Below are 24,876 nucleotides of genomic sequence, written 5' to 3'. Positions count from 1 at the left end.
AACGATGCTCAGCCGCCAAAGGAACCTTGATTGTACAGCTGATTTCTGCGCCAAGGCGCACAATTTCCACATTGGCGATGTAAATCACAAGTCGCGCGGAATCATGTAGAATTTTCTGCCGCCTGACTCGTTTTAGTGCGGCCTTAACCGGACACATAACGAGCAGTTCATAACTACAATACGACGGAACCTATATGCACGCCCGGATTCCTATGGCAGTCAGCCACTACTCGCAAAAATTCCAGATCTGTTGGGGCGGGCTTTTCGCCGCACTCGCTCTGCTGATCATCCTGTGCGCGCCCCCTGCCCTGGCAGCCAACGACCGCGGTCTGTTACTGCAAGCAAAAAAGGACAATCGCACTGTCTACATGCTGGGCTCCATCCATCTCGCCGATGACACTTTTTACCCGCTCCGAGGTACCATCGAGAAAGCCTACCGGAACAGTGATGCACTGGTGGTGGAAGCGGACGTCATCGCAATGGAGTCCGATCCGGAACTCCAGCGAAAGGTCATGCTGGAATCCCTGTACCCACCGGGACAACAATTGAAAGACAACATCTCTCCGGAGGTCTATGGGCAACTGCAGGAGTGGTTGCGCAAGCGGCAGATTCCGGAAGCCAACTTCAACCGTATGCGCCCGGCCATCGCAATGATTACGCTTAGCCTGATCGAAATGCAGGCGCGCGGCCTTGACCCCAAAGCCGGTATCGACCGGCACTTCCTGAATCAGGCGCACAGGGAGGGGAAACAGGTTCTGGAGCTCGAGAGTGTCCTGCAGCAGCTTCGCCTCCTGAACAGCCTCCAGAAACCGGAGCTCTTCCTACAACAGACACTGGAACAGGTGTCGCAAATGGACACCTTTGTCCCGCGCATGACCAGAGCCTGGAAATCGGGGGACCAGAAAGACCTGTACCAGTTGGTAATCAAGGAAGGGCTGGACGAGCATCCGGAATATGCACAGCTGTACGAGCTCTTGTTCTACCAGCGCAACCGGGAAATGGCAGAGAACATCGACAAACTCAGCCAACGCTATCAATCCCTGTTTGTCGTAGTCGGTGCCGGCCATCTCGTGGGCAGTAAATCTGTCACCGAGCTGCTGGAAAATTCCGGATTTACCATCGAACAGATTTGAGTAATTCCCGGGGTTGCCATCAGAGGCGATCTCGGACACCCTTTTACACTCACCCCTTCCCCGCACCTCACACCTTGCGCGTGAGGTGCCTATACTCCCCCCAAGTGATGACTGCGATCTGCCGCAGCCCCCTGTGCCCCAACGAATTCGGCGACCACAAGACTCTCCGGTATTAAGCCCGTGGAGCCATAACCTGAGTTTGTTACAGGATTATTACAGGTGGACATAAATCATTTTATGGATCCCCGGCATGTCAGAAATGTTTCTAATTTCTTACGGATTGATGACACTGATAGACTCCGCCGCCATAAATTCCCAGAAAAAATAGGACTGTACATGCAACCCTTCCACAAGAGCCTGATGGCCTTGACCCTGACCAGCCTGCTCTCTGGAGCCGCCGCGGCAGATGAAGCGGAAACCAAGGGCGGCCTGAAAATCACCTCCGACGACGGAAACTTTTCCGCTTCGCTGGGTGGGCGCATTCACTTTGATACCTACCTGTTTGATACCGATATCGAGGATCCCGTGAGCACCACGGATTTTCGCCGGGCGCGCATCACCCTCAAGGGCAGTATCTACGACTGGAAATACGTGCTGGAGCAGGACTTTACCGGCGGCAGCACCACTGGCGGCTTCCGCGATGTATTTATTGCCCACAAATTTCTAAACGGTGAGGTTCGCATCGGGCAGTTCAAGCCCTTCCGCTCCATGGCCGAGATGACCAGCTCCAACGAAATCACCATGTTGGAACGCCCCTTTTCCAGCGCCACCGGCCTCTACGAGGACTACCAGTTCCAGCAGGGCATCGGCTGGACCGGGGTAATGGACTGCTTCACCATGGGCTTGATGGCGTTCAACCTGCGCGACGCCAGCACCCCGCGCAACGCCGGTATCGGCACTGCTGGCCGCCTGGCCTGGGCCCCGATCAATACCGATATGGCCACGTTCCACCTGGGCACGTCCATCAACTACGAGAACGCCAACCAGAACTCCAGCGACCTCACCGCCGAGGCGGACTACGCTGGCCGCCGTGGCCCCTCCCAGCTGATGGCGCTGACCCCAGGCGAGTTTGGTGGAGATGTCACCACTGCAGCACTGGAGCTGGCAGGTAGCTACGGCCCCCTGTATGTACAGTCTGAATATGCCATCGGGGATTTTGAGGCCGACTACTTTCTGAGTGAGGCCGATTTCGAAGACGAGTTTGGCGCACCGGCACCCTTCTATTGCGATCCGCAATTCGGCTGCTATATCCAGGATCAGTCAGTACACACCTGGTATGTCCAGGGCAGCTGGATGCTGACCGGAGAGCACAAGACGTACAATAAAAAGCGCGGCGCCTTCAATTCCGCCAGACCGTCAGGTGATGGCCTCTGGGGCGGCGCCTGGGAACTCACCGCCCGTTACGACACCATGGAAAACCGGGACATTCGCGACCTGAAAGCCAACAGTGCACAGGTTGGTGTGAACTACTATGCCAATCGCAACGTGCGCGTGATGCTGAACCTGATCTTTGGCGACAACGAATTTACCGGTGACAAAACCAACCAGCTGGGATTGCGGGTGCAAATGGGCTGGTAAAACGGCTGACAAGGGGGCTGGCACTCGCCAATCCCAGAAGCCCACAGAGGCTACAACCAATGTGACCCACAAAAAAAGCGAGCTATCCAGCTCGCTTTTTTTGTACTTCTCAATTCCGCGACAATCGCCGCGTCCCCGGGATCAACCCACCTGCTGGGCTTTGGCTGGGTCAAACACTTCCACCTGAGCGGGCATGTCCTTCACAGTCTCCTTCGGGTTGTAGAACCGTTGTAGAGACAGATCGCGCGCTTCCCGAGCCAGGTCGACATTGCGGTCCTTGACCGGGCCATAACCGCGAATCTGATCCGCATAACCCAGCAGTTCAATGGCTGCTGCGTGGTTATCCGCATTCAAACGGCCCACCACTTCATCGACCAGCTTTTCGTATTCGCGGATCAGTGAGCGCTCCATCTTGCGCTCGGCGGTATACCCAAATACGTCAAGAGCGGTGCCGCGCAGGAATTTGAACTTGGCCAGCATCCCGAAGGCCTTATGCATCCAGCCACCGAATTTGATTTTGCGCGGTCGCCCGAGGTTTTTATCAAACCGGCTAATCAGCGGCGGCGCCAAATTGAATTCCAGCTCAAAGTCACCGGCAAAGTTTTCGCGCAGGGATTCCACGAAGCGACCATCGCTGTAGAGGCGCGCCACCTCGTACTCGTCTTTGTAGGCCAGCAATTTCGCGTAGTTGCGCGCGACCACCTCGGCCAACGATTCGCTGCCTGGCACTTTGAGGATTTCCGCATCCTTGACCTTGTCAACCAGTGCCTGATAGCGCCGCGCCAGTGCCGCATTCTGATAACCGGTGAGATGCGCGGTGCGGTGGGCCACGATTTCTTCCAGCCCCTGAGGCAAGGTTTTTTCCTCATCGCGGGAAAGCAGGCGGTCCAGTGCCTTGCGGTCCTGGGCCGCCAATCGACCGGCGGCAAGACCCTGCAAGTTGCCTTCCACGGCCACACCGTTAAGGCGAATGGCTTCGCAGATGGCATCCAGACCCAGCGGAATCAATCCCCTCTGCCATGCGTAACCAAGCATGAAGATATTCGCCGCGAGGGTGTCCCCCAGTGCCGCCTTGGTGAGGGCGTGCCCTTCCACCACCTCCAGCTCCGCTACCGCGTCCTTGATGGTGTCCAGTACCGCCTGCGGCGAATGAATATCCTCACGCCCCAGTACCGATGCTGCAGTTGGACTCAGATGGGTGTTCACCACCGCACGGCTGTGGGTTTCGTCCAGTTTGGCGAGGCTCGCAGACAGGTTACCGGCAGCGATCAGGTCACAGGCCATCAGGCCATCGGCGCGACCGTCAGAGATACGTACGGCCTTGAGCGCTTCGGGACTGTTGGCAAAGCGTACGTGGGAGTACACCGCACCGCCCTTCTGTGCGAGACCGGTCTGGTCCAGGGTGCTGCAGGCCTTGTCTTCAATATGCGCCGCCATTGCCAGCAGTGCACCGATGGTAACCACACCGGTACCACCGACACCGGTCACCAGCAGGTTGAATGGTTCACTCAGGTCCGGCAGTTGCGGTGCCGGCAGCTTGTCCGCTTCCTGACACAGGGCATCACCCACACCGGCGCGCTTGTTCAGCTTGCCGCCCTTCACGGTTACAAACGATGGACAGAAACCGTTTACGCAGGACATATCCTGGTTGCAGGTGGTCTGGTTGATACGCCGCTTGTCGCCCAGTGCGGTGTCGACTTTCTCTACGGCGATACAGCTCGACTGGGTGACGCAATCGCCACAGCCTTCACACACCAGCTCGTTGATAAACGGGCGTCCTTCCGCCTTCGGCAGCAGACCGCGCTTGCGCTTGCGGCGCAGCTCTGTGGCACAGGTCTGGTCGTACACGATAACGGTACAGCCGGGCGCCTCACGCAGTTCCTTCATCACTGTCGGCATGTGATCCCGGTGACGAATCTCCACCTCATTGGGGAAGCTCAACTTTCCTTTGTATTTGTCGGTGTCGTCCATCACCAACACCACCTTGTTTACGCCCTCCGCCAGCACTTGGCGACAGATCATGTCCGGCAGCAATTCGCCGTCGTGGGGCTGACCGCCGGTCATTGCGACGGCGTCGTTAAACAGGATTTTGTAGGTGATATTGACCTTTGCCGCCACCGCGGCGCGAATCGCGAGAATCCCGGAGTGGAAATAGGTCCCGTCACCGAGATTGACGAATACATGGGGCTCGCTGGTAAAGGCAGCCTGGCCGATCCAGTTAACGCCCTCAGCCCCCATCTGGGTAAATGTGTAAGTTTCCCGGTCGAGCCACTGCGCCATGTAATGACAGCCGATCCCCGCCAGCGCGCGGCTGCCTTCGGGGACACGGGTAGAACGGTTGTGGGGGCAGCCGGCGCAGAACATGGGTAGACGCGCAACGCTGGAACCGGCCTGGGCGGAAATACGCTCGGCAAGCGCATCGAGCCGCATCAAGCGATGTTTGGCGCGTTCATTCAGGTTGTCTTCACCCAGCAGATAGCCCAACACCTGGGCCACCACCGCCGGGGAGAGTTCGCCATACATAGGGAGCAGCGGATTATCGTGCTCGTCGACTTTACCGAGAATACGCGGGAAATGCGGGTCGCGCAGATGCACGTTGTACAGCTCTTCTTTCAGCTGTACTTCCATCAGACTGCGCTTTTCTTCCAATACCAGCAGTGAATCGAGGCCGCGGGCAAACTCCTGAATACCGGGTACGTCCAGTGGATAGGTCATGCCCACCTTGAGAATCCGGATACCCAGTGCGCGGGCACCCTCCTCGTCGATTCCCATATCCTCGAAGGCCTGCATCAGGTCCAGGTGGGCCTTGCCGGCAGTGACAATACCGAGAGTTGCCTCAGGATTATCCAGTACCAGCTTGTTCAGCTGGTTGGCACGGGCAAACGCCAGCGCAGCTGGACGTTTGTAGCGCCAAAGGCGCTCTTCCTGTTCCAGGGGGTTGTCCTGCTTGCGGATATTGAGCCCGCCCTGGGGGCGCTCGATTTCCGGGTACTCGAACGAGACCGCAGACGGATCCACTTCGACCGTGGAAGCACTGTCCATATTTTCCGCGAGGGTAATCATCGCCACCCAGCAGCCACTGAAACGGGACAACTCCAACCCGTACAGGCCGTAATCCAGAACCTCCTGGACAGTGGCCGGGTTCAGCACCGGGATATGCATGTCGACGAAAGCGAATTCAGACTGTCCAGGATAAGAAGAGGACTTACAGCCGTGGTCGTCTCCAGAAATGATCAGAGCGCCGCCTTTTGGCGCGGAGCCTGCGGCGTTGGCATGGCGGAACGCGTCACAGGAGCGGTCTACCCCGGGGGTTTTGCCGTACCAGATACCGCAGACGCCATCCACCTCGGCGCCGTCAAACAGGCCCACCTGCTGGGAACCCCATACGGACGTCGCCGCCAGCTCTTCATTCACACCGGGAACAAAGCGGATGTTGTATTCATCGAGCAGGCCGGTGGCGCGGGAGAGCTGCTGGTCATAGCCCCCGAGGGGGGAACCCCGGTAACCGGAAATAAAAGTGGCGGTATTGAGGCCACGGGCCTGGTCAATGCGCATCTGATCGATTGGCAGGCGCACCAGCGCCTGGATTCCCGAAAGCAGCACCTTGCCCTTGAGGGTGGTGTACCTGTCGTCCAGGGAGATTTTTCTGGTAGTGACTGCCTGAGAATCGGTGTTCACTTTCTGCTCACTCATACGCCTACTTCTACTCGCTGGTATGTGGTGGTCCACTACTGAAAGGGACGTCCGCTAATTATTGTGATTCGAGGCGCGCGTCGCAGTCTCAGGCGCTGATTTAAACGACTTATTCTGTGGCAACCCAAAATAGCGACGGCGTGGTCAAGTCATACTAGTGCCTAAAGCTCAATGAAACATTGCTTTATTTACAAGTTTGCACGTAAAATTATGACAGCCATCTCGGCCAAACAAGAATTTGTAGGACAGGAGTTTATATGAAGCGCTCAACCGACCTGGATGATTTCGACCGCAAGATTCTGCGGGCGCTGCAGGAGAACGCCGATTATTCCATGGCTGAGCTCGGAGACAAAGTGGGCCTGTCTCACACGCCGTGCTGGCGTCGCATCAAGCGCCTGGAGGCCGAAGGTATCATCCGGGGCCGCGTTACCCTCCTGGATCCGCGAAAACTTGACCTGGGGGTCACAGTATACTGCTATGTGACCATTCACAACCACGACGAAGAATCTCTGAACAGTTTTGAGTCGGCGGTACAGGATGTACAGGAAGTTGTGGAGTGCTACTCCACTAGCGGAGACAAAGATTACGTGCTGCGTGTGGTTGTAGACAGTGTGGAGCACTACGAGCAGCTGCTGAAGCGCTCTCTGGTACACCTGCCCAATGTAGCGTCAGTGAATTCCACATTCGCCCTGAAGCAGGTCAAGTACACCACCCAGCTGCCACTGTAAACGGCAGTCTGGCCAGCCAAACCGGGTGCCTCGTTGCACCCGGCTTTCTGCAGACCGGTCTAGCGGGACTGCAGTTTACTCACCACCTGAGCCAGAACCTGTTCAAGGGTCTGCTCATCGCAGTCTACCACGATATCCGCGTAGCGCCGGTACAGTGCCTGACGCTCTGCGAACAGCTCCTCAAAACTCTGCCCTGGCGCCTTGGCGATTCCGCGGCTCTCGTAATTGTGGATTCTGCGGCGCAGTTCATCCGCAGAGCAATTCAGGAAAACGGCGGGGCCAAACTTCAACAGGTTGTGCATGCCTTCTTCGCTATACACCGCACTGCCACCGGTAGCGATCACATGATTGGGCAAGTGCGCCTCCGCAATCACCTCCCCCTCGATACGGCGTAGATTCAGGTAATCGCTCTCATTCATGATTTCCTGCAGGGTTTTATCTTCCCTCAGCTGGATCAACACATCCGTATCTACAAAATCCTTTGCCAGCTCCTTCGCCAACAAAACCCCCAGCGTACTTTTGCCGGCACCCGGCATTCCGATCAGTACAACACTGCCCTGCTTATGCATTGTTATTAGACTTCCTATTAAACACTTTGTGAGACCCTGTGCGGGGCTTGCCCCTCAGTCTCCTCGCCGCGGCAGTACCAGCGACCGCAGCCAACCCAGCAGGCCGTTGCCCGCGAGCAGCATTTTATCCAATTCATCCAGATTGTGCGCCTGCCGGAAACTGTCCGCAAACAGCGCCTCGCGGGTGATCATGCGCCGCCGCGGATTGATCTGTTTGATTTCCCGGGCCGGATTGCCCGCAACCACTGCATTGGCCGGCACATCCCTGGTCACCACACTGCCCGCCCCCACCACTGCATTGTCGCCGATGGAAACGCCCTTACAAACGATGGCGCTGTCGCCGATCCAGACATTGTTGCCAAGGGTGACCGGTTTGGTACAGCGAAATGGTCGGGTGCGGTTGTACAGGCCGTGCCAATCGGAATCGGAGATATACACGTTGGCCGCAAGCATACAGGCGTCACCCAGGGTGATGGATTGGCCGGCGGAAATGCGCACCCCGGGAGAAATGAGCACGTAATCGCCGATAGAAATGTACGCCTCGCCACCGCGATGTCCCATGGCGGTCAGCCGGATACAGTTATCCGGAGTGGAAATCAGATGCGGAAAATCCCCCAGCCGGATATTGCTCCCGAATACCTTGACCGACGCGGGATGCATGATTTCCGGCTCGCGGCCAACCGCGTCGAACTGCGGCAAGAGGAAGTGTCGACTGCGCCAGTTGCGAAATCTCAGCAACAGGCGCTTAAGCCAATATGGTCTATGATCCTTGCGCATGGTCTTTAGAGGCCTTTCCCCACGTTATGAATTGGGATCTTGTAATTCGTTTGGGCGCACAAGCCATCAGTTTTTTGTCACTGGATCTGTGCCACCAGCACATTGCAAAGCCGCGTGTGCGCCGGTACTGTCAGGCGCAATTCAATCAGTCATCGCAGAACAGAAAAATGGAAACCTCAATCCCGCTCGATTTGCCCCTGGATATCGAAACCGTCAAAGGCTTTCTTGACCCGCAAGAAGGTGAAGCATTGTACCGGCTGGCTGCAGAAGCCAGCGATCGCGGACCGGTACTGGAAGTCGGCAGCTATTGCGGCAAATCCACCGTTTATCTCGGCAGTGCCTGCAAACTGATGAATAACTCCCTGTTTGCGGTAGACCATCACCGCGGATCAGAAGAACACCAACCCGGTGAGGAGTATCACGATCGCGATCTGTTCGACGATCGCAGCCAGCTGATGGACAGTTTCCATAACTTCCGCAGCAACATGCGTGCGGCAGCCCTGGAAGATCATGTGGTGCCGGTTGTAGCCCCATCGGGAGTGGCAGCTCGCCACTGGAATACCCCGCTCGGACTGGTGTTTATCGATGGCGGCCACTCGCTGGAAGCGGCGCTCACCGATTACCGCAGCTGGAGCCGTCATATCGTGCCCGGGGGATTCCTGGCCATTCACGATATTTTTCCCGACCCGAAGGATGGCGGCCAGGCGCCCTATGAAATCTACAAACTAGCGCTGGCTTCCGGTCAGTTCGAAAGCGTGCAGATGGTCAAGACCCTCGGCATCCTCCGTAGAATCCAGTAAGTTCACCTGGGTAAACAGGCCACTGGCGGAGGTAAGCCCCGCCAGTGCATCCGCCGCCAACAGCATGGCGCCCACCGTCCAGGTTGTTTTTTCTTCCGGCCAGACCGCGCTGTCGCGGTAAACGTATCCGGTCCAGTAGCCACCATCTGTGTCCTGCCAGCGATGTAAGCCGCGGTAGAGTGTTTCCGCCTTGGTGGTTTCACCAGCCGCCAGCAAGGCCATTGTCAGCTCACAGGACTCCGCCACGGTCACCCAGGGCTCGTCATTCACACAGCGACAGCCGAGCCCGGCCACCACAAACTCGTCCCACTTCTGCTGCAGGCGCAGTCGCGCACCGGCACCTTCGAATACCCCGGTCAGCACCGGGTAAAACCAGTCCATGGAGAAGCGTTCCTTACTCTCCCAGGTGCGGTCAAAGCGATGGGGCTTTTCCCGCAGCGCTGTGCCAAGCATTGTGCGCGCCCGCAACCAGTCGGGCTGGGAACATTCCAGTACTGCGGCAATATTAATCGCGCACTCCAGGCTTTTGTAAATCGAGGAACAGCCGGTAATCAGAGCGTCCCGCAAGGGCTCGCCCTGTGTATTTACTGCCCACTGAATTTCCCCGTGCCCCGATTGCAGCGCCAGAACAAAATCGATCGCTTTTTTTACCATCGGCCAGAAGCGCAACAGGAAATCCCGGTCGCTGGTAATCAGAAAGTGATGCCAGATACCCGTGGCGATGTAGGCAACAAAATTACTTTCGCGCCGCTCGCGATTGTCTACCTCTCCATTCTTGTAGGCAGCCCACCAGCTACCGTCTTGCAACTGGATACCCGCCAGCCACGCGTAGGCGCTCTCCGCCGCCCGGTATTCGCCGGCAATGCTGAGCCCCATCGCCGCTTCAACATGATCCCAGGGATCCGCGTAGTGGCCACTAAACCAGGGGATGCACCCGTCGTCCAGTTGCTGGGAGAGGATGTAATCCGCACTGCGCCGGATAAAGTCCGTCGGAAATAGCGCAGGCACTTCCCCAACAACCTGAAGTTCCGGGACGTTATTCATACTGCTATCCCCTGCTCTGCAGATTCTTTATTCGAGGTTTTAATCGGGGCAATCTCAGTCTCGGCCCGCGCCGGCTTTACAAAATACAGGGCGATACTTTTACCCAAAAACGGGTTGCACAGCTTTTCAAGCCAACGGGTCAAACGAGGCTTCTGCATGAGATCCCAGACCAGGAAACGGTGATAAGTGGTAATCGCCGGATGCTCATCGCGCCCCCACAGCAGGCACTTCAACCACCAGTAAGGCGCATGCAAGGCGTGGGCTTTGTGACGGGCAAAAAACTGGTGCCCCAGCGCCTCGATACTTCTGCGCAACTGCTTTTCGCGGAATATTCGGATATGTCCACCCTCCACCTGATGGTAAGCGTCGGACAATTTCCAGCACACCCACTCCGGGAAAAACGCCGGAACCGTGGCCGCAAATATCCCGGAGGGTTTCAATACACGATGGATCTCGCCGAGCACCCCCTGGTAATCCTCGATGTGCTCCAGCACCTCGGAACAGATGACGACATCAAAGAAATCATCGGCAAACGGCAATTGCAGGGCATCCCCCATACCGAACTGCACCTGCCCCGCTTGCTGCCCTGCAGCAATAAACGGTTGCGCGCGTTCGTTTGCGGTGGAGATATCCCGAAAACTCAGGTCGATACCAAAAATATCGACTGCATCGGTCAACATCAGATGGATGGCGTGACGGCCTTCGCCACATCCCAGATCCAGCACCCGCTGCCCGGGCTTCAGATTCAATAACGCGGGATCCACGGTAATCATCAGGCAGCCTCCCCGCGGTTTTTCCCCTCTGCGCACACGCTTTCAGCCACACTCACCGACGCTCCCGCAGCTGCACTGTTGGCAGACTCCTGTGTCGTTAACGTCGCCGGTGGATGCTCCCCGGAAACCGGGGATTGCAACCCGTCCGTATCACCGATAATCGCCCGGTAATAGGACACAAGGTGGGAGGCCGCCACCGTCCAGGAGAACTGCTCTTCTATACGTCGCCGTCCGGCAGCGGCCAGGGAACTGCGCAGCGTATCATCGCCAAGCAGCTGCTCTATCGCGCGGGCCAGCGCACCACTGTCACCAGCGGGCACTACGATACCCGCGTCGCCCACCACTTCCGGCAAGGCTCCGCCATCGCTGGATATGACCGGAACGCCGCAGGCCATTGCCTCTCCCGCAGGTAAACCGAAACCCTCATAGAGCGAGGGACAGACCACCATGCCCGAAGCGGCGTAATGCTCGACCATCTCTCGATTGGAGATACCGGAGACAAATCGCACCACCTGCCCGAGGTCCAGCTCCTCGAGTAACTTCTCTGTCGCGCCACCGCTCTGAAGCCGACCGACCACCAGCAGCTTGAGCCGGGGGTATCGCGTACGCAGCAATGCCAGCGCCTGCAACAGAAAGCGCAGCCCTTTCAACGGCTGATCAGCCGATGCAGTGGTCATGATCTGAAAGGTATCGGGAATGATTTTCGGCTGGGGAGCGAAGACTTCCGTGTCGATGCCGTTGTAAATCAACTTCAGCTGGGACGGAGCGACGCCGAATTGCTCAACGATATCGCGCAATGATTGTGCCGATACCGTGACAATATTTTTAAGGCGGCGGGATACCTTGATCTGCATCCCCAGAAAACTGTGCCAACGCCGTACCAGTAGCCGATAGAACCAATCCGGCGCCGCATCAATGGCAAGTTGGCGATCGCGGGTAATCGGGTGGTGAATCGTCGCCACCACCGGTAAGCCCTGCTTTTCGATATCCAGCAGGCCATAGCAAAGGGATTGGTTGTCGTGCACTACATCATAGTGTTTACCCATTTTACGCAGGTAGCACGCAACCCGGCGGCCAAAGGTATACGGCTCGACAAAACCGCCGCTGAGCTTGCCCCACCATTCGTAAAAATCCGCCCAGCTCAGCAGATGCTTGAGCTTCAAGGCGCGTGTGGGGTGCGGGTGTTCATACAAGTTGAGGCCGGGCATTTTGATCAGGCGCACGCGCGGATCTAACTCTGGATAAGGTTGGCCGGAAATCACATCAACACGATGTCCCGCCTCTACCAGCGCCTTGCTTAGATAATGAAGGTAAATCCCCTGTCCGCCGCAGTGGGGATGGCTGCGATAACCCAGCAAGCAGATATTCAGTGGCCGCGAACTGGCCGGTGGACCGTCTGTACGATTTCCCAAGGCGGTCATAGTTTCCCCGTAGTTATTGTTTTGGCGAACACAAAATCGGGCGCCGGAAAAGGCGAAGAATACACTGGCAAAGAAATGACTGCCAGACAGAATCCGTCCACTACCAAGACCAGACTACTCAGTCCGTTGCGTAGACGTCAGGCACTCGCCCGATTGTATGGCCGGTATGGGACCTTCAACACAAAACCCCGACCTTGCAATGGGTGCAAGTGCCGGGGCAATGGTGTCTGGAGCATTGATCAGATCAGAAGCTGAACTTGTAGCCTACCCCCAGATTGAAGATCCAGGAGTCGTACTCAAGATCGTCTTTGTAGCGAATGGTGTCGAGCACGATACCATTACTCAGCACCACATCATCAACGCCCACTTCGATTTCCGGGTCCGCATCGACATACATCGCAGATGCATTAAACAGCCAGTTGGCATCCCGGCCAAACTCGATGTCGATACCTACCTGTGCGGTCCAGCCCCAAGAGCTGCCAAAATTCACCAGGCCGCGATTCACTCGATCGACAACCCTGCCGTTAGCATTCACCACGTCCTCACGGAATACTGGACGCAGGAAATCCTGCTCAATATCGGTGTAGTTAACACCAATCCCGATGTAGGGCTGAACCCAGGACTCCACACATACCGGGTACCAGTCTACAAACAGACTGGTTACATTGGTTTCAAAATCACCCAGGCTATCGGAACTGCGGAAATCAAAATCGTCCGAAATCGCGTAGGTATCGTAGTCCGCTTCCAGGTCGGCACTGTTCATGTGATACAGCTCAACCGCCCAGTGGTCGGCCACAAAAAAAGTACCATTAATAAACCAAGTGGTATCGTCGTCCAGATTCAGGGAATCTCCAATTTCCACCGGGATAAATGCGTCGGGATCATTGGGGTCCACAACCTGTATGACGGTAGACTCGGAAAAAACAGAGTCATCGGTATCCATATAGGCGGCACCGACGCGCACGATAAAATCACCGCCATTGAAGTCGGCAAAAGCCGGCGAAGTTGCACCCGCGGCAGCAATGGCCAACGGCAGAAGAAGGGACTTGGTTCGCATGGGTAACTCCTTGTAACTCTGAAATGCTCCATAGCCGCAGGAGGGTCGTCGAATAAAAAGTGACCCGTGCGTGCGGTTAGTTTCAGTATAGGTGGAGATTCCCGGAAAACAGCAAGTACTGCCTATGCATAGAGCCGCATATAGGAAGAAATTTCTGCAAGAATATTTAGCTCAAAAAAAATGCCCGCCATAAGGCGGGCCAGTTTTCTCGAACACACTTTCAGGAGGAGAGTTTACGACGCACTGTGTACACAAGTTCACAGCTGTCTGACTTAGGTATAGCAGACCATTTCCATCCGCCACGCCCGCTGTCATCAAAGCCGTTGCTTACTGGTCGCAAACCACGCCGAAAAAAAACGGCATCCATTTAAACCCTTTGCAGGTAACTCTGGTATTCCACATCGGTCACCCGGGCGGCAATTTCTGCCTGCTCCTGCCGCTTGAGCAGCACGAACAACTCAACGAATTCCGGATCGAAAAACTCCTGCCACAGAGCACTCTCGGCAAACCTGTTGAGCGCCCCGCTCCAGGTATTGATTAACTGCTCGCTTTCAACCTGGTAGGCATCCCCTTCAACAGGCTTGGGCGGTTGCAGCTTGTTCTCCAGGCCATGGCACACCCCTGCCAGAATTGCTGCCAGTACCAGGTGGGCATTGACGTCTGCACCAGCAATCCGGTGTTCGATTCGCCGCGCCTTGGCATCACTGGCCGGAATACGGAATGTCACCGTGCGATTGTCATACCCCCAGCACAGGTTCAGCGGCGCGTGGCTGCTTTCCTGGAAACGGCGGTAGGAGTTTGAATGGGGAGCAAAGATTGCCATGGCATCGTTGGCGGTGGTCATCATACCCGCTACCGCATGGCGCAAAAGCGCTGAGCCCATGTCGCTGCCATCGTCAAAGACGTTATTGCCGTCCTTGTCCACGAGACTCATATGCACGTGCATACCATTGCCGGCCAACTCGCCAAACGGTTTGGCCATGGCGCTCACACGCAGGCCGTGGCTGCGAGCAACACCTTTCAGCAAGCGCTTGAACAGCAGGGTCTGGTCGGCAACTTTTACCGGATCATCACAGTGCAGCAAATTGATTTCGAACTGCCCCGGGGCACACTCGGACAAAATGGAGTCGGCGGGAATGCCCTGAGCTTCGCAAGCCGCACGCACATCAGCAAAAAAATGCCGCTGGGCGTCCAGCTCCGCAAGATCGTAAACATCTGTCGAAGGCACCAGATCGGAGTCGTTATCGCTGACCGGGCGCGGGCGCCCCAGCTCATCGGCTTCTTCCCGGAGCAGGTAAAACTCCAGCTCTGTGGCACATACCGCCTTGTAACCGAGTCCCGCCAGACGTTCGACCACCTTCTGCAGCTGAGCGCGGGGGTCCGCGTAAAGGGTGGAGCCATCGGCTTCGAACAACTGCATATGGAGCTGTGCCGTCGGTTCGCGGTGCCAGGGTGCGAGTGAGATGGCAGAAACCGGCTGACAGACACCGTCGCTATCCCCACTGGCAAACACCAGGGGGCTGTTCTCAATATCGCGCCCCCAGATATCCAGGCTCACCGCGCTGCGCGGCATCTGCAGGCCACCGGCGAGCAGTTTTTTCGCAGAGTCAGCCGGCAACCATTTGCCCCGGGGAATACCGTTGATATCAAACACGAACCCCTCGATCCACTTGAGGTCGGGGTGCCCGTCGAGAAATGCTTCCGAATCTGCGAGCAACTCAGAAGACGGCTGATATTGTTTTTGTGCTGCCATAAAAAGATTCACGTTGTTGGGAGGTTCGGCCCCGAAAGCTTGACACGCTCGGGGCCTATGCGACGAGTTTACGCCATGGCGCGAGCAGTATCATCCAGCGCACGGTGCGCCTTTTCTACCAGCTCGTCAATCTGCTCGATGGTGAGAATCAGGGGCGGTGCGATGATCATGGTGTCGCCAGTGGCGCGCATCACCAGACCGTTCTTGATACTCATATCCCGGCAGACGCCGCCTGCGGTGCAGTCGTCGTCAAAACGTGCGCGGCTGTTTTTGTCTTTCACCAGCTCCAGTGCACCCACCAGGCCAAGGGTACGCGCCTCTCCAACAATCGGGTGATCCGCCAGTTCCGCCCAGCGCTTGGCCAGGTAAGGGCCGGTAGTGTCGCGGACAGTCTCGATGATTTTCTCTTCGCGCAGGATATTCAGGGTGGCGATACCTGCCATACAGGCCGCAGGGTGTGCGGAGTAAGTGTACCCGTGGGTGAACTCGCCACCTTTGGATTTGATTACTTCCGCCACACGATCACTGACCATGGTACCGCCCAGCGGGAAGTAGCCATTAGTCACGGCCTTGGCAAAGGTCATCAGGTCCGGCTTCATACCGTAGTAATCGGCACCAAACCACTCACCGGTACGCCCGAAGCCGAAAATTACTTCGTCCATCACCAGCAGGATGTCGTACTGATCGAGTACTTTTTTGATCTCCGGCCAGTAGGTTTCCGGCGGAATGATTACGCCACCGGCGCCCTGGATCGGCTCGGCAATAAACGCAGCTACTTTTTCCGGCCCCAGTTCCTGGATTTTTTCGTCCAGGCAACGGGCTGCATGCACACCGAACTCTTCCGGGGACATGTCACCGCCTTCGCCAAACCAGTACGGCTGCTGGATGTGCTCGATGTAATCCAGGCTCTGGAACTGCTTGTGCATGCCGCTCATACCGCCGAGGCTGGCGCCGCCGATGGTGGAACCGTGGTAGGCATTTTTACGGGAGATAACGATACGCTTCTCGGGCTGCTCTTTGAGATCCCAGTAGCGGCGAATAATACGCAGGTTGGTGTCGTTGGCCTCACTGCCGGAACCGGTGAAGAACACATTGTTCATACCCGCCGGAGTTACTTCCGCCAGCATATCCGCCAGCTCGATGGACGGTACCGTGGTGCACTGGAAGAAGCTGTTGTAGAACGGCAGCTTGTTCAGCTGCTCGTAAATGGCTTCGCTGATTTCACGGCGGCTGTAGCCGAGGTTACAGCACCACAGGCCCGACATGCCATCGAGCATTTTGTGGCCATCAATGTCGGTGATATAGGCGCCCTCGGCGCTGGTGATCACTCGTGTGCCCTGGTTACCCAGATCGTGGAAATCGGTAAACGGGTGCAGCAGGTGCTCGCGGTCATGCTGTTGTAGCTGGCTTTTGTTCATGAACTCACTCCTGAATCGAATTGCGTCAGAGACGCCCCTGCGCAGCGGGGCCAAAAATGTGATCACATTTTAGGGGTAAGAACGGAGATGGTGCAACAGGTATTAGCAATTGACGTAACGCCACATGGATAGATCAAGCGTAGTGCCAATTGGGAGCCAGTGGTTGCGCGGGTTTGACACTCGGGAGCCATGCGCATTAAAGGAAAGAAGAAAGAGCGGAAACCGGCTGAAAATGGCGACCGGTATAGGGGAAAGTCCTCAACGAGACACAGAACTGGCTGGTCACAGGGGCATTGCGCCCCTGCTCTGATATATCTGCCCGCAAGGTATCCCGCTTGCGAGCACGCCAGAAATTGCCCTACTCCAGCGCCTTAATCGCTACCGACACCGGCTCGATATCGAGCATCACCCCGACCACGGAATACTGGTCTTTGGTGCCGGAGCCGTAGTGCCAGTACCCTCTGGAAATATCGGTCTGGCGAAAGCGAAACAGGACCCCCCGGCCGGTCTGGTCATCAAAGGCGTAGCGTCGCAGTATTTGCATCTCACTGTTGTCCAGCAGAGAAAAGCCGAGCATCTGATCCAGACGCTGATTCGCCAGGGCCATACCCGCGCCCTGGGTGGCGCGATAACCAAATGCCTCGCGACCAGCGGTTTTGCTACCTTTCGCCGACACTTCCAGGCTATCCCAGTCAAGGCTGTCGCCGTCACTCAGCACGCTGAGCTGCACCCCGGTCGCGGAAAATGCGCTTTCCCCGGTTGCGAAACGCGCACCGCGGGCGTCCGCGATCACCAGGTTGCCGGCCCCCAGAACCGTCAGGGTTTTATTACCCAGGTTCACCAGCAGACCGGTGTCCTCGTCCACACCAAAACCCAGCCGTTCGCCTGCCTCTGCACTGTGCTCCAGGGCTCGCACCAGCCGTCCCAGGCGCGCCTTGCGATCAAAGTGCTGATCGACGATTCCCACCGGCATGAAACCCAGTCCACGGGCAAGCAGCAACTGGCCGGCTTCCTGGCCTTCCATACCAGCATACTCGCTCACACTGGGCAGGGTCAGCGCGCTGAGCGAATCCCCTGCAGCAATCATGGTGTGACTCATGATGGCTGCACCGGCACTGGTACCACCAACCACTGCCCCCCGCGACAACTGGGCACGAATCGCCTGTAACACGGGGGTATCCTCGCCTTTCGCATTAAGCAGTGTGCTGGCAATCCGCGTCTGGTCACCGCCCACAAACCAGATGCCACCGACATCTCGCAGGCTTTCCGCCAATGCCTGGTCGTTGCCACCCTGCACCCACTGGCTCTCATCCACAGACGCCGTGGAAGGATCGTCTTTTACAGCGATGGGTAGTACACGAATATCACCGGCAAAACCATGGCGACGCAGATCCTCAGAAAACTGATGCGCGTAATGGGCTGGTCGACCGGATGCCGCCGGTACAATTGCCACATTCGGAAAGCCAGCAGGGACAGCATCTATAAATGCCTGGTATACACGGCTGTTATCACTGCGCAAGGCACCGCCGACAATCAACAGGTTGCCCGACTGTCGCGGCGCATCAGACTCTACAAGCCGCTTTTCTTGTGCGCGGACAGCGGTGTTCTCAGTTAAAGCACTGTCACTTTCGCCGGCACAACCCAGGGTGGCGAACAGCAGCATACCCAGAATTAATGCTGCTATCGTTGAAAATTTCATAAATTGCTTTCCACTCTAAAAAACTCTGACGCAGATGGCTTCAGGCGGAATCGGTCCGTTGTAACCGTTTCTCGTTCGCCCAGCATCCGCTCCTCGCGCGGGCTCCTTCCGCAATACTCCCTGAAACAGCGGCTGAAATGCGAGGCTGAACGGAAACCGCATTGCTGTCCGATTTCATCAATACTCAAACCACTCTCAAACAGTAGCTCGCGCGCCTGCTGCAACCGCAACTCGCGGTAAAAGCGCGCCGGTAAAACACCCCTCCGTCGACTAAATATCCGCTCGAGCTTCTTGACGGAGATATTGAGAAAAGCGGCCAGCTCGCCGGTTTGCAAAGGTTCGGAGAGGTTGTTGCGCATCAGCGCCAGAGCCTCATCGAAAAGGTGTCGGTCTTGCATTGCTGCCACAGGATTTCCCCAGAGGTTAGTCGGAACGCTCCACGGACTGGGGCTGGCGATCAAACAACTGCCAGCGTCCCTTCGCCATCACGTGCGTAATCTGAAAGCGTTGCGGATCGACAAGAATCAAGTCGGCATCGCGTCCCGCTGCAACCTGGCCTTTGCGCTTGAGCCCCAGGGCCCGCGCCGGGTTACTGGTCACCACCTGTAGTGCCCGGGAGATTTCTACCTTTTCGTGCAGTACCGCACTACGAAACTCCTCAAACAGACTGGCGATGGCACCCACTTCCATATCTCGCAGCTCGCCGAGATCACAAAAATTTGTGAGCGATCCCTGGGCATCGGAGGAAAACGTCAACTGATCCACTGGAGCGCCCTGTTCCAACGCCATTGCCAGCGCCTGGCTCGCGCGCAGTTCGCCGCTGGCCAGAATCTCTTCAGTCGTGGAAGTTGTGAAGTCGATAAAACCACCGGCACGGGCAAATTCCACACCGTGCTCCAGTAGCGAAGTATTGCGATTCATGTGCGTGGGATAAAACTGGGAAATGGGGATCTCAGAATGTTCCACCACATCGAACAGCGGCTGCAGCCGCCCCGCACCATCGCCCACGTGCACGCTGATCACACCGCCCTTCCCACTCAACAGGCCGGCAACCCGTGCGTCCGCCGCAATACGAACCAGCTCATCCCGTGAGGGATGCGAAGAACGATGATCGGATATGGCGAGTTCGCCGACACCGATAATGTTGTCCACCAGCATGATGTCGCTGCGTACGCTGCCGGTCAGCGTATTCACCGGCACCTGGTAGGAACCGGTTTGCATAAAGCAGGTAATACCCTGCGCCTCAAGGGCCTTGGCCTTGCCGAACAGTTCATTCAGGGTGCGGGTAGTCGCATCCGTACCTAGCGCGCCCACAACGGTGGTTACACCCGCGGCAATCGCATCCCGCACATCCAGTTCCGGTGTACGTGAGCCAAACCCGCCCTCGCCGCCACCGCCGCTGATATGCACCAGGGTGTCAACAAGGCCCGGCATCAACCAGGCACCGTCGGCATCTACTACCTGGCCGACAGATTCCGGCAGGGTCAAATGCTGGTCGATCTTTGCCACACGATCTCCGGCCACCAAGACATCACATCGGCCGAGGCTGCGCGGGGCGAAAACTTCCGCATTTTTAATCAGAGTGATTTGAGACATAAAAACTGCTTAAAATTTAAAAACCGGATACCGCGGCGATCAGCACCGCGAGCGACGCAAACAGGAACAACATTCCCTGCAGGGGCAGCACAAAGCGCACCCATATGCCCCAGTCCAAACGCGCCGCACCCAGGCAACCCATCAGCGCCGCAGAGGTGGGCACCACTATATTGGTCAGCCCATCGCCGAGCTGGAATGCGAGCACCGCCGTCTGTCGCGTGACTCCCACCACATCCGCGAGCGGCGCCATGATCGGCATGGTCAACGCCGCCTGGCCGGATCCGGAAGTAATAAAGAAATTGAATACCGTCTGAAAAGCCAACATAAACCAGGCTGAGACAGCACCAGACACGTCCGCAAGGCTGTTGCCCGCGGAGTGCAGAATCGTATTCAGGATACTGGCCCCTTGGGGGTCATCACCGCCCAGTAGCAGTACAATCCCCTTGGCAAATGCCACGACCATGGCGGCAGGCAGCAACTGCTGAGCCCCCTCTTTGAACGCGGCAGCAGCCTTGTTCGGGGTCAGGCCATTGAGCCCGAACCCGATGGCGACCACCGCAATGACGATACCCAGCGTAAAAAACTGGCTGGCAATTTCCGGCAGAAAATAGCTGCGTTCCACCACGCCCCAGATCATCCAGGCAATGCCGGCACAGAACAGCAACAACACCCAGCCATCACCCCGCACCATGGTCTGCAGGGCGTTTGCGGAAACCGCTTTATCCCGAAACACGCGGTCAGATTCATAGGCGAGAGAGCGAGAGGGCTGCTGCTGTACGCGACGCGCGTAATAGATCGTGTATCCCGCGAGCCCGCAGGTCGCCAGCAGCCACAGGGCCATACGCAAGCCGCTACCGGACATCAGGGGGACGCCGGCAATTCCCTGGGCAATACTCACACCAAACGGGTTCATCCACGAGGTGGCAAAACCCACCTGTGTGGCAACATAGGTCACCAGCAGCGCGGTGATACTGTCATACCCCATGGAGACCAAAAGTGGCACCACTATCAGGGTAAAAGGAATCACCTCCTCCCCCATTCCGAAGACAGCGCCCCCTAGGGAAAACAGAAAGCACAGAATCGCGAGATACCAGTGCCCGGCATCGCGATTGCGCGCAATTACCTGGAACAGGCCGCGCTCTACAGAGCCACTGGCAAATATCAGACCGAATGCGCCACCGGTAAGGAGAATAAACGCAAATACACCGATGGATGCTCCCCACTTGCTACCGGACACCATGCCCTCGAAGGCAAAGTTGAGGAACCCGATACCACCGCCCTCGGCAAACAGCGACATACCCGCCGGTTCATCCGATGCTCTCTGGTAGCTTTGCGGATCAATTACACTGCGCTCGACACCGTTGACCACCTGCGTGACGGTTTCGAAGGTACCTGCGGGAATCAGGAAGTTCAGAGCGAAAGCCAACAGTGCTACCGCCAGCAAAATCAGATAAGTATCTGGCATTGCCCAGGTTTTGTTCACCGATTGTCCCTCTGCACCCGCAACATCAGCGCAGGAGGAATGGGTATCGCTTGTCTGCATAGGAATACACCGCAGTAAAAGAAAAAGGGTTGGCGGGCGCAAACTGCGCGCCCGCCGGGATCAGCTCCTGTGAGACGCCGATCAGAACGCGTGGCCGTAACTCAGGGTATAGAACCGTCCCATGGCGTTATGGTTAAAGTTATCCACGTTAGCACTGGTACCCAGCACCAGAGGTGGCTCTTCGTCCAGCAGGTTTTTGACCTGCAGGCTTAGCCAGCTACCGCTGTCGAAGTCTCGGCTAACGCTGAGGTCAAAGGTCATCCAGCTGTCGACTTCCACTCCGCCGTTTTCATCCATGTTTACTTTTGACAGGAAGTACTCAGCACCCGGCTCCATCAATGCATCCAGGGTGCGCTGGGACGGATCATCGGCATAGCTGTGGGTATATCTTGCACTCAGGGTGGAAGACCAGTTCTCGTAGCGCCAGCGCAGGGAGCTGTTTGCCAGCCAGCGCGGATAGGTGTACTCACCAGCCTCGCTGATCACGCCGGAGACCTCTGATGGCAGCTTGTCAAATTGCGCCATATAGGTTCCATCCAACGTAAAACGAAAGCTGCCCCAATTTTCGGTATCCAGGTGCTGCGTAAAGGCAAGATCAACACCACTGGTCTTCTGCCAGCCCAGATTGGTCAACTGGAAGTGGGCATCCACAACAATATTTCCAATGACTTCCAGGCCAGGCTGACCGGGCACCAGCTCACCGGCCTCCACTATCGGATACTCTCCCGCCAGTGCACGTAAAATAAAGTCGTCTTGCTCAATGCCGATCAGGTTTTCATGCTCGATATTCCAGTAGTCAATACTGATCTCGGTATCTTCCGTTGGCTTGAGCAGGAAGCCAGCACCCCAGGTAGTGGCGGTTTCGGGCTTCAGGTCGTCATTGCTCACATCTTCAGACAGCAAAGACTGACCATCGGCAGTGGAGTCACCGCCACAGGCACCCGGCGTCGCCTCACAATCCACGGTATAGCTGGACAGCAAGGTGCCAGCACCCACCTGTGCCAGCGAAGGCGCTCGGTACGAGGTAGACCAGTTACTGCGGAAAATAACTGCATCGTTAAATGCGTGGCGCAGCGCAACCTTCGGGTTGGCGTCTCCACCGAAACTGTCGTAATAGTCATATCGCAGTGCCAACTGGAGCTCGGTAGTTGCCGCCAGCGGAATCATCTGCTCGGTATACACTGCCCACTGGTTCCGCGAGGCATTGGCGGAAGTGGAGCTGAATCCGAGAATCGGCTCAGGGTTATAGGTCGTTGATACTGCATCGGCAGCCGGCATATCGTTAACGGTCTCGCGGCGGAATTCACCACCAATTGCCACCTGAATCGCACCGGCAGGAAGCTCAATCCAGCTTCCGGAAATATTTCCGTCGATCGCGTAAAGACTGGATTTACCACTGCGCTTGGCATCGGTTCGGACAAACTCGTCAATGGCATCCACTTGCTCAGCTTGGCCATTGAACGGGTTGTACCATGCGGTAGTTTTACCAACATCTTCACAGGTTTCGCCCGCCCCGTAGCTCGCGCTAGGACGCACCAGATCCAGGTCCCAACGATTCACTACCGTACCGTCAGTACACAAGTTGCCCAGGCTGGCGTTGTAAAAAGCTTCGGAGTTGTAAAGGCCAGAGATGCCACGCTGTTCCGATTCACTGCGTCCCAGATTGGCCGCCACTTCCCAGTTCCAATTGGACAACTCGCCGCGCAAGCCCGTTACCAGACGCGTCGACCGGGACTCGACTTCAACCGCCCTTGCATCCGGGAACTTTCCGTAGGCAAAAATCGGATAGCCATAGAAATCCGAAAAATCACTGGTAGGCGCGTCAGGACTGAAAGAACCCTCTTCCACGATATCCGCTTTCAATTGCTCCGGCCAAAGCGGGCTCTCCGGATCAAAGGGCGCTCGTGAAAAATTGGCAGGAGAAGACGTACCGCGAGATGCTGTTGTCTGCAGCATCAAGGTATTGAACCACTCGAGGTTATCAGAAATGTCGTAATTGAAGGTACCTACTACGCTCGCACTTTCGTACTCATCCTGAGTCGCAGCAATCGCGTTGGTATTGAACGCACAGTATTCACCGAAATCACCAAAGCCAAACTGATCCGCAGGACAACCGCCTTCCTCGGGAGACTGGGTTTGATCGTAGTACATCGAATAGAAATCATTGAAGCTGGGGTAAATCCCCTGCTGGCTCGGGCGCACGGAGTTCGCGGTCAATTTACGGTCGCGGTCGTACATCGCATTGCGTGAAAACAGGTCCACCACCACCATGGTATGGCTGCGTTCGCCCTCGCGGCCCCACACCCAATTCAGGTTGTACTTGCCTTCATCGCTGCCAGCGGTGGAATTACCGTGCGTCAGCGTGACTTCATTACCCGTAAAATCTTCGCGCAGTACAAAGTTCACCACGCCCGCCACAGCATCAGCGCCATAGGTAGCAGCGGCGCCACTGGGCAATACCTCCACGCGCTCGATAGCAGACAGGGGAATGGAGTTTACATCGACGAAGGACTCCTGCCCCTTGGCAAATGAGCTGACGGATACGCGGCGGCCGTTGACCAGTACCAGGGTGGAACTGGCACCCAGCCCACGCAGGGAAACACCCGCTGCACCGACCGGGGTATTGCTGGATAGCGGCCCACCAGTTGCTGTAGAAAAGGTACCGCTGCCACCACCAGTCTGGCTCAACTGCTGCAATATTTCGATCGCCGACGTTGCCCCGGAGGCTTCGATATCGTCGCGGTTGATCTGCACTACCTGTACCGCGCCCTCGGTATCCAGGCCTTTGATGTGGGTACCGGTAACCACCACCTCTTCTACGGTGGACTCCGCCGGTTGCGCCACTCCCTGCGCCATAACAAGCGCGCTACTACCCATCAGGGAATAACCGACTGCCATTTTTACGGCGTTGCTTAAAGGCGATTTCTTCAGCTGGGTTCTGTTATCCATTTTATGCCCTCCAGGAACCTGGTTCCTGTCTCTATTGGTTCTCTGTGATCTTCAGTTTTGGCCAGCGCCGCTCATCGACATCTGGCGATTTCGTACAGGAAGAAAACCGGCGGCATTGCAGTACAACCCAATCACCAGGCAGCGCGAACGACGCGCGCAAATGCGCGACGAACTGGCACAGTAATTTGGGTAGGAGATTTAAGAACGGAAAATCCGACTTATAGCTTCCTTGCGCCCGCATACATTTTTAGTGGCTATGGCTATCTTGGATTTGCTTTTGGATACGAAAACGTTCGCACAGAACATCCGTAACACTAGGCAGGAGAAACCAGACAGGAAAGCCCA

18 protein-coding genes are annotated in these 24,876 nt (G+C 56.7%); 4 read left to right on the top strand and 14 right to left on the bottom strand.

The genetic code is table 11. The annotated features are described in order from the left end of the window. Positions 1–212 precede the first annotated feature (212 nt). Complete coding sequence (locus B4U49_RS17930; protein ID WP_239692701.1) at positions 213–1,133, top strand: TraB/GumN family protein; 921 nt, start codon at positions 213–215, stop codon at positions 1,131–1,133. 336 nt (positions 1,134–1,469) lie between these two features. Next, entirely contained in the window at positions 1,470–2,711 is a 1,242-nt protein-coding gene (locus tag B4U49_RS17925; protein WP_078085983.1) for an OprO/OprP family phosphate-selective porin, read from the top strand. 141 nt (positions 2,712–2,852) lie between these two features. Here B4U49_RS17925 and B4U49_RS17920 read toward each other — a convergent pair whose 3' ends face one another. Next, positions 2,853–6,404, bottom strand: coding sequence for an indolepyruvate ferredoxin oxidoreductase family protein (locus B4U49_RS17920; protein WP_078085982.1), 3,552 nt, complete (start codon positions 6,402–6,404; stop codon positions 2,853–2,855). Positions 6,405–6,661: 257 nt separating this feature from the next. On the opposite strand from B4U49_RS17920, the gene B4U49_RS17915 reads away from it, so the two are divergent. Further along, positions 6,662–7,132, top strand: coding sequence for an Lrp/AsnC family transcriptional regulator (locus B4U49_RS17915; protein ID WP_078085981.1), 471 nt, complete (start codon positions 6,662–6,664; stop codon positions 7,130–7,132). A gap of 59 nt (positions 7,133–7,191) precedes the next feature. Here the strand turns inward: B4U49_RS17915 and B4U49_RS17910 are convergent, their stop codons facing one another. Next, positions 7,192–7,701, bottom strand: a complete 510-nt coding sequence (locus B4U49_RS17910; protein WP_078085980.1) for a shikimate kinase — start codon at positions 7,699–7,701, stop codon at positions 7,192–7,194. A 54-nt stretch (positions 7,702–7,755) separates the two neighbouring features. After that, positions 7,756–8,439 (bottom strand): acyltransferase, encoded by a 684-nt coding sequence (locus B4U49_RS17905; RefSeq protein ID WP_338036843.1) that lies wholly within the window; start codon positions 8,437–8,439, stop codon positions 7,756–7,758. A gap of 206 nt (positions 8,440–8,645) precedes the next feature. On the opposite strand from B4U49_RS17905, the gene B4U49_RS17900 reads away from it, so the two are divergent. Next, positions 8,646–9,278, top strand: a complete 633-nt coding sequence (locus B4U49_RS17900; RefSeq protein ID WP_078086027.1) for a class I SAM-dependent methyltransferase — start codon at positions 8,646–8,648, stop codon at positions 9,276–9,278. Here B4U49_RS17900 and B4U49_RS17895 read toward each other — a convergent pair. The 11 genes from B4U49_RS17895 to B4U49_RS17845 form a co-directional block, all read right to left on the bottom strand. Continuing rightward, positions 9,204–10,322 carry a prenyltransferase/squalene oxidase repeat-containing protein gene (locus tag B4U49_RS17895; RefSeq protein ID WP_078085978.1) on the bottom strand — a complete coding sequence of 373 codons (1,119 nt, stop codon included), beginning with the start codon at positions 10,320–10,322 and terminating at the stop codon, positions 9,204–9,206. The genes B4U49_RS17900 and B4U49_RS17895 overlap by 75 nt on opposite strands. Then, a complete protein-coding gene (locus B4U49_RS17890) occupies positions 10,319–11,095 on the bottom strand; it encodes a class I SAM-dependent methyltransferase (protein ID WP_078085977.1) in 777 nt (258 codons plus the stop codon). Before B4U49_RS17890 ends, B4U49_RS17895 begins: the two co-directional genes overlap by 4 nt. Next, positions 11,095–12,516 (bottom strand): glycosyltransferase family 4 protein, encoded by a 1,422-nt coding sequence (locus B4U49_RS17885; RefSeq protein ID WP_078085976.1) that lies wholly within the window; start codon positions 12,514–12,516, stop codon positions 11,095–11,097. The genes B4U49_RS17890 and B4U49_RS17885 overlap by 1 nt, the downstream gene beginning before the upstream one ends. A gap of 244 nt (positions 12,517–12,760) precedes the next feature. After that, complete coding sequence (locus B4U49_RS17880) at positions 12,761–13,573, bottom strand: OmpW/AlkL family protein (RefSeq protein ID WP_078085975.1); 813 nt, start codon at positions 13,571–13,573, stop codon at positions 12,761–12,763. 367 nt (positions 13,574–13,940) lie between these two features. Then, complete coding sequence (locus B4U49_RS17875; RefSeq protein WP_078085974.1) at positions 13,941–15,326, bottom strand: glutamine synthetase family protein; 1,386 nt, start codon at positions 15,324–15,326, stop codon at positions 13,941–13,943. Positions 15,327–15,394: 68 nt separating this feature from the next. Continuing rightward, positions 15,395–16,744, bottom strand: coding sequence for an aspartate aminotransferase family protein (locus B4U49_RS17870; RefSeq protein ID WP_078085973.1), 1,350 nt, complete (start codon positions 16,742–16,744; stop codon positions 15,395–15,397). Between the two features lie 358 nt (positions 16,745–17,102). Beyond that, positions 17,103–18,443 (bottom strand): cyanophycinase, encoded by a 1,341-nt coding sequence (locus tag B4U49_RS17865; RefSeq protein ID WP_078085972.1) that lies wholly within the window; start codon positions 18,441–18,443, stop codon positions 17,103–17,105. Then, positions 18,440–18,841, bottom strand: coding sequence for a helix-turn-helix domain-containing protein (locus B4U49_RS17860; RefSeq protein WP_078085971.1), 402 nt, complete (start codon positions 18,839–18,841; stop codon positions 18,440–18,442). Before B4U49_RS17860 ends, B4U49_RS17865 begins: the two co-directional genes overlap by 4 nt. A 25-nt stretch (positions 18,842–18,866) precedes the next feature. After that, positions 18,867–20,039 carry a beta-aspartyl-peptidase gene (iadA, locus tag B4U49_RS17855; RefSeq protein ID WP_078085970.1) on the bottom strand — a complete coding sequence of 391 codons (1,173 nt, stop codon included), beginning with the start codon at positions 20,037–20,039 and terminating at the stop codon, positions 18,867–18,869. Positions 20,040–20,055: 16 nt separating this feature from the next. Next, positions 20,056–21,582, bottom strand: coding sequence for a putative basic amino acid antiporter YfcC (yfcC, locus tag B4U49_RS17850; protein WP_078085969.1), 1,527 nt, complete (start codon positions 21,580–21,582; stop codon positions 20,056–20,058). An 81-nt stretch (positions 21,583–21,663) separates the two neighbouring features. After that, positions 21,664–24,531 (bottom strand): TonB-dependent receptor plug domain-containing protein, encoded by a 2,868-nt coding sequence (locus B4U49_RS17845; protein ID WP_078085968.1) that lies wholly within the window; start codon positions 24,529–24,531, stop codon positions 21,664–21,666. Between the last annotated feature and the right edge of the window lie 345 nt (positions 24,532–24,876).

It is taken from the genome of Microbulbifer mangrovi (assembly GCF_002009015.1).
Lineage (GTDB): Bacteria > Pseudomonadota > Gammaproteobacteria > Pseudomonadales > Cellvibrionaceae > Microbulbifer > Microbulbifer mangrovi.
This window is presented reverse-complemented; position numbering and strand designations above follow the sequence as displayed.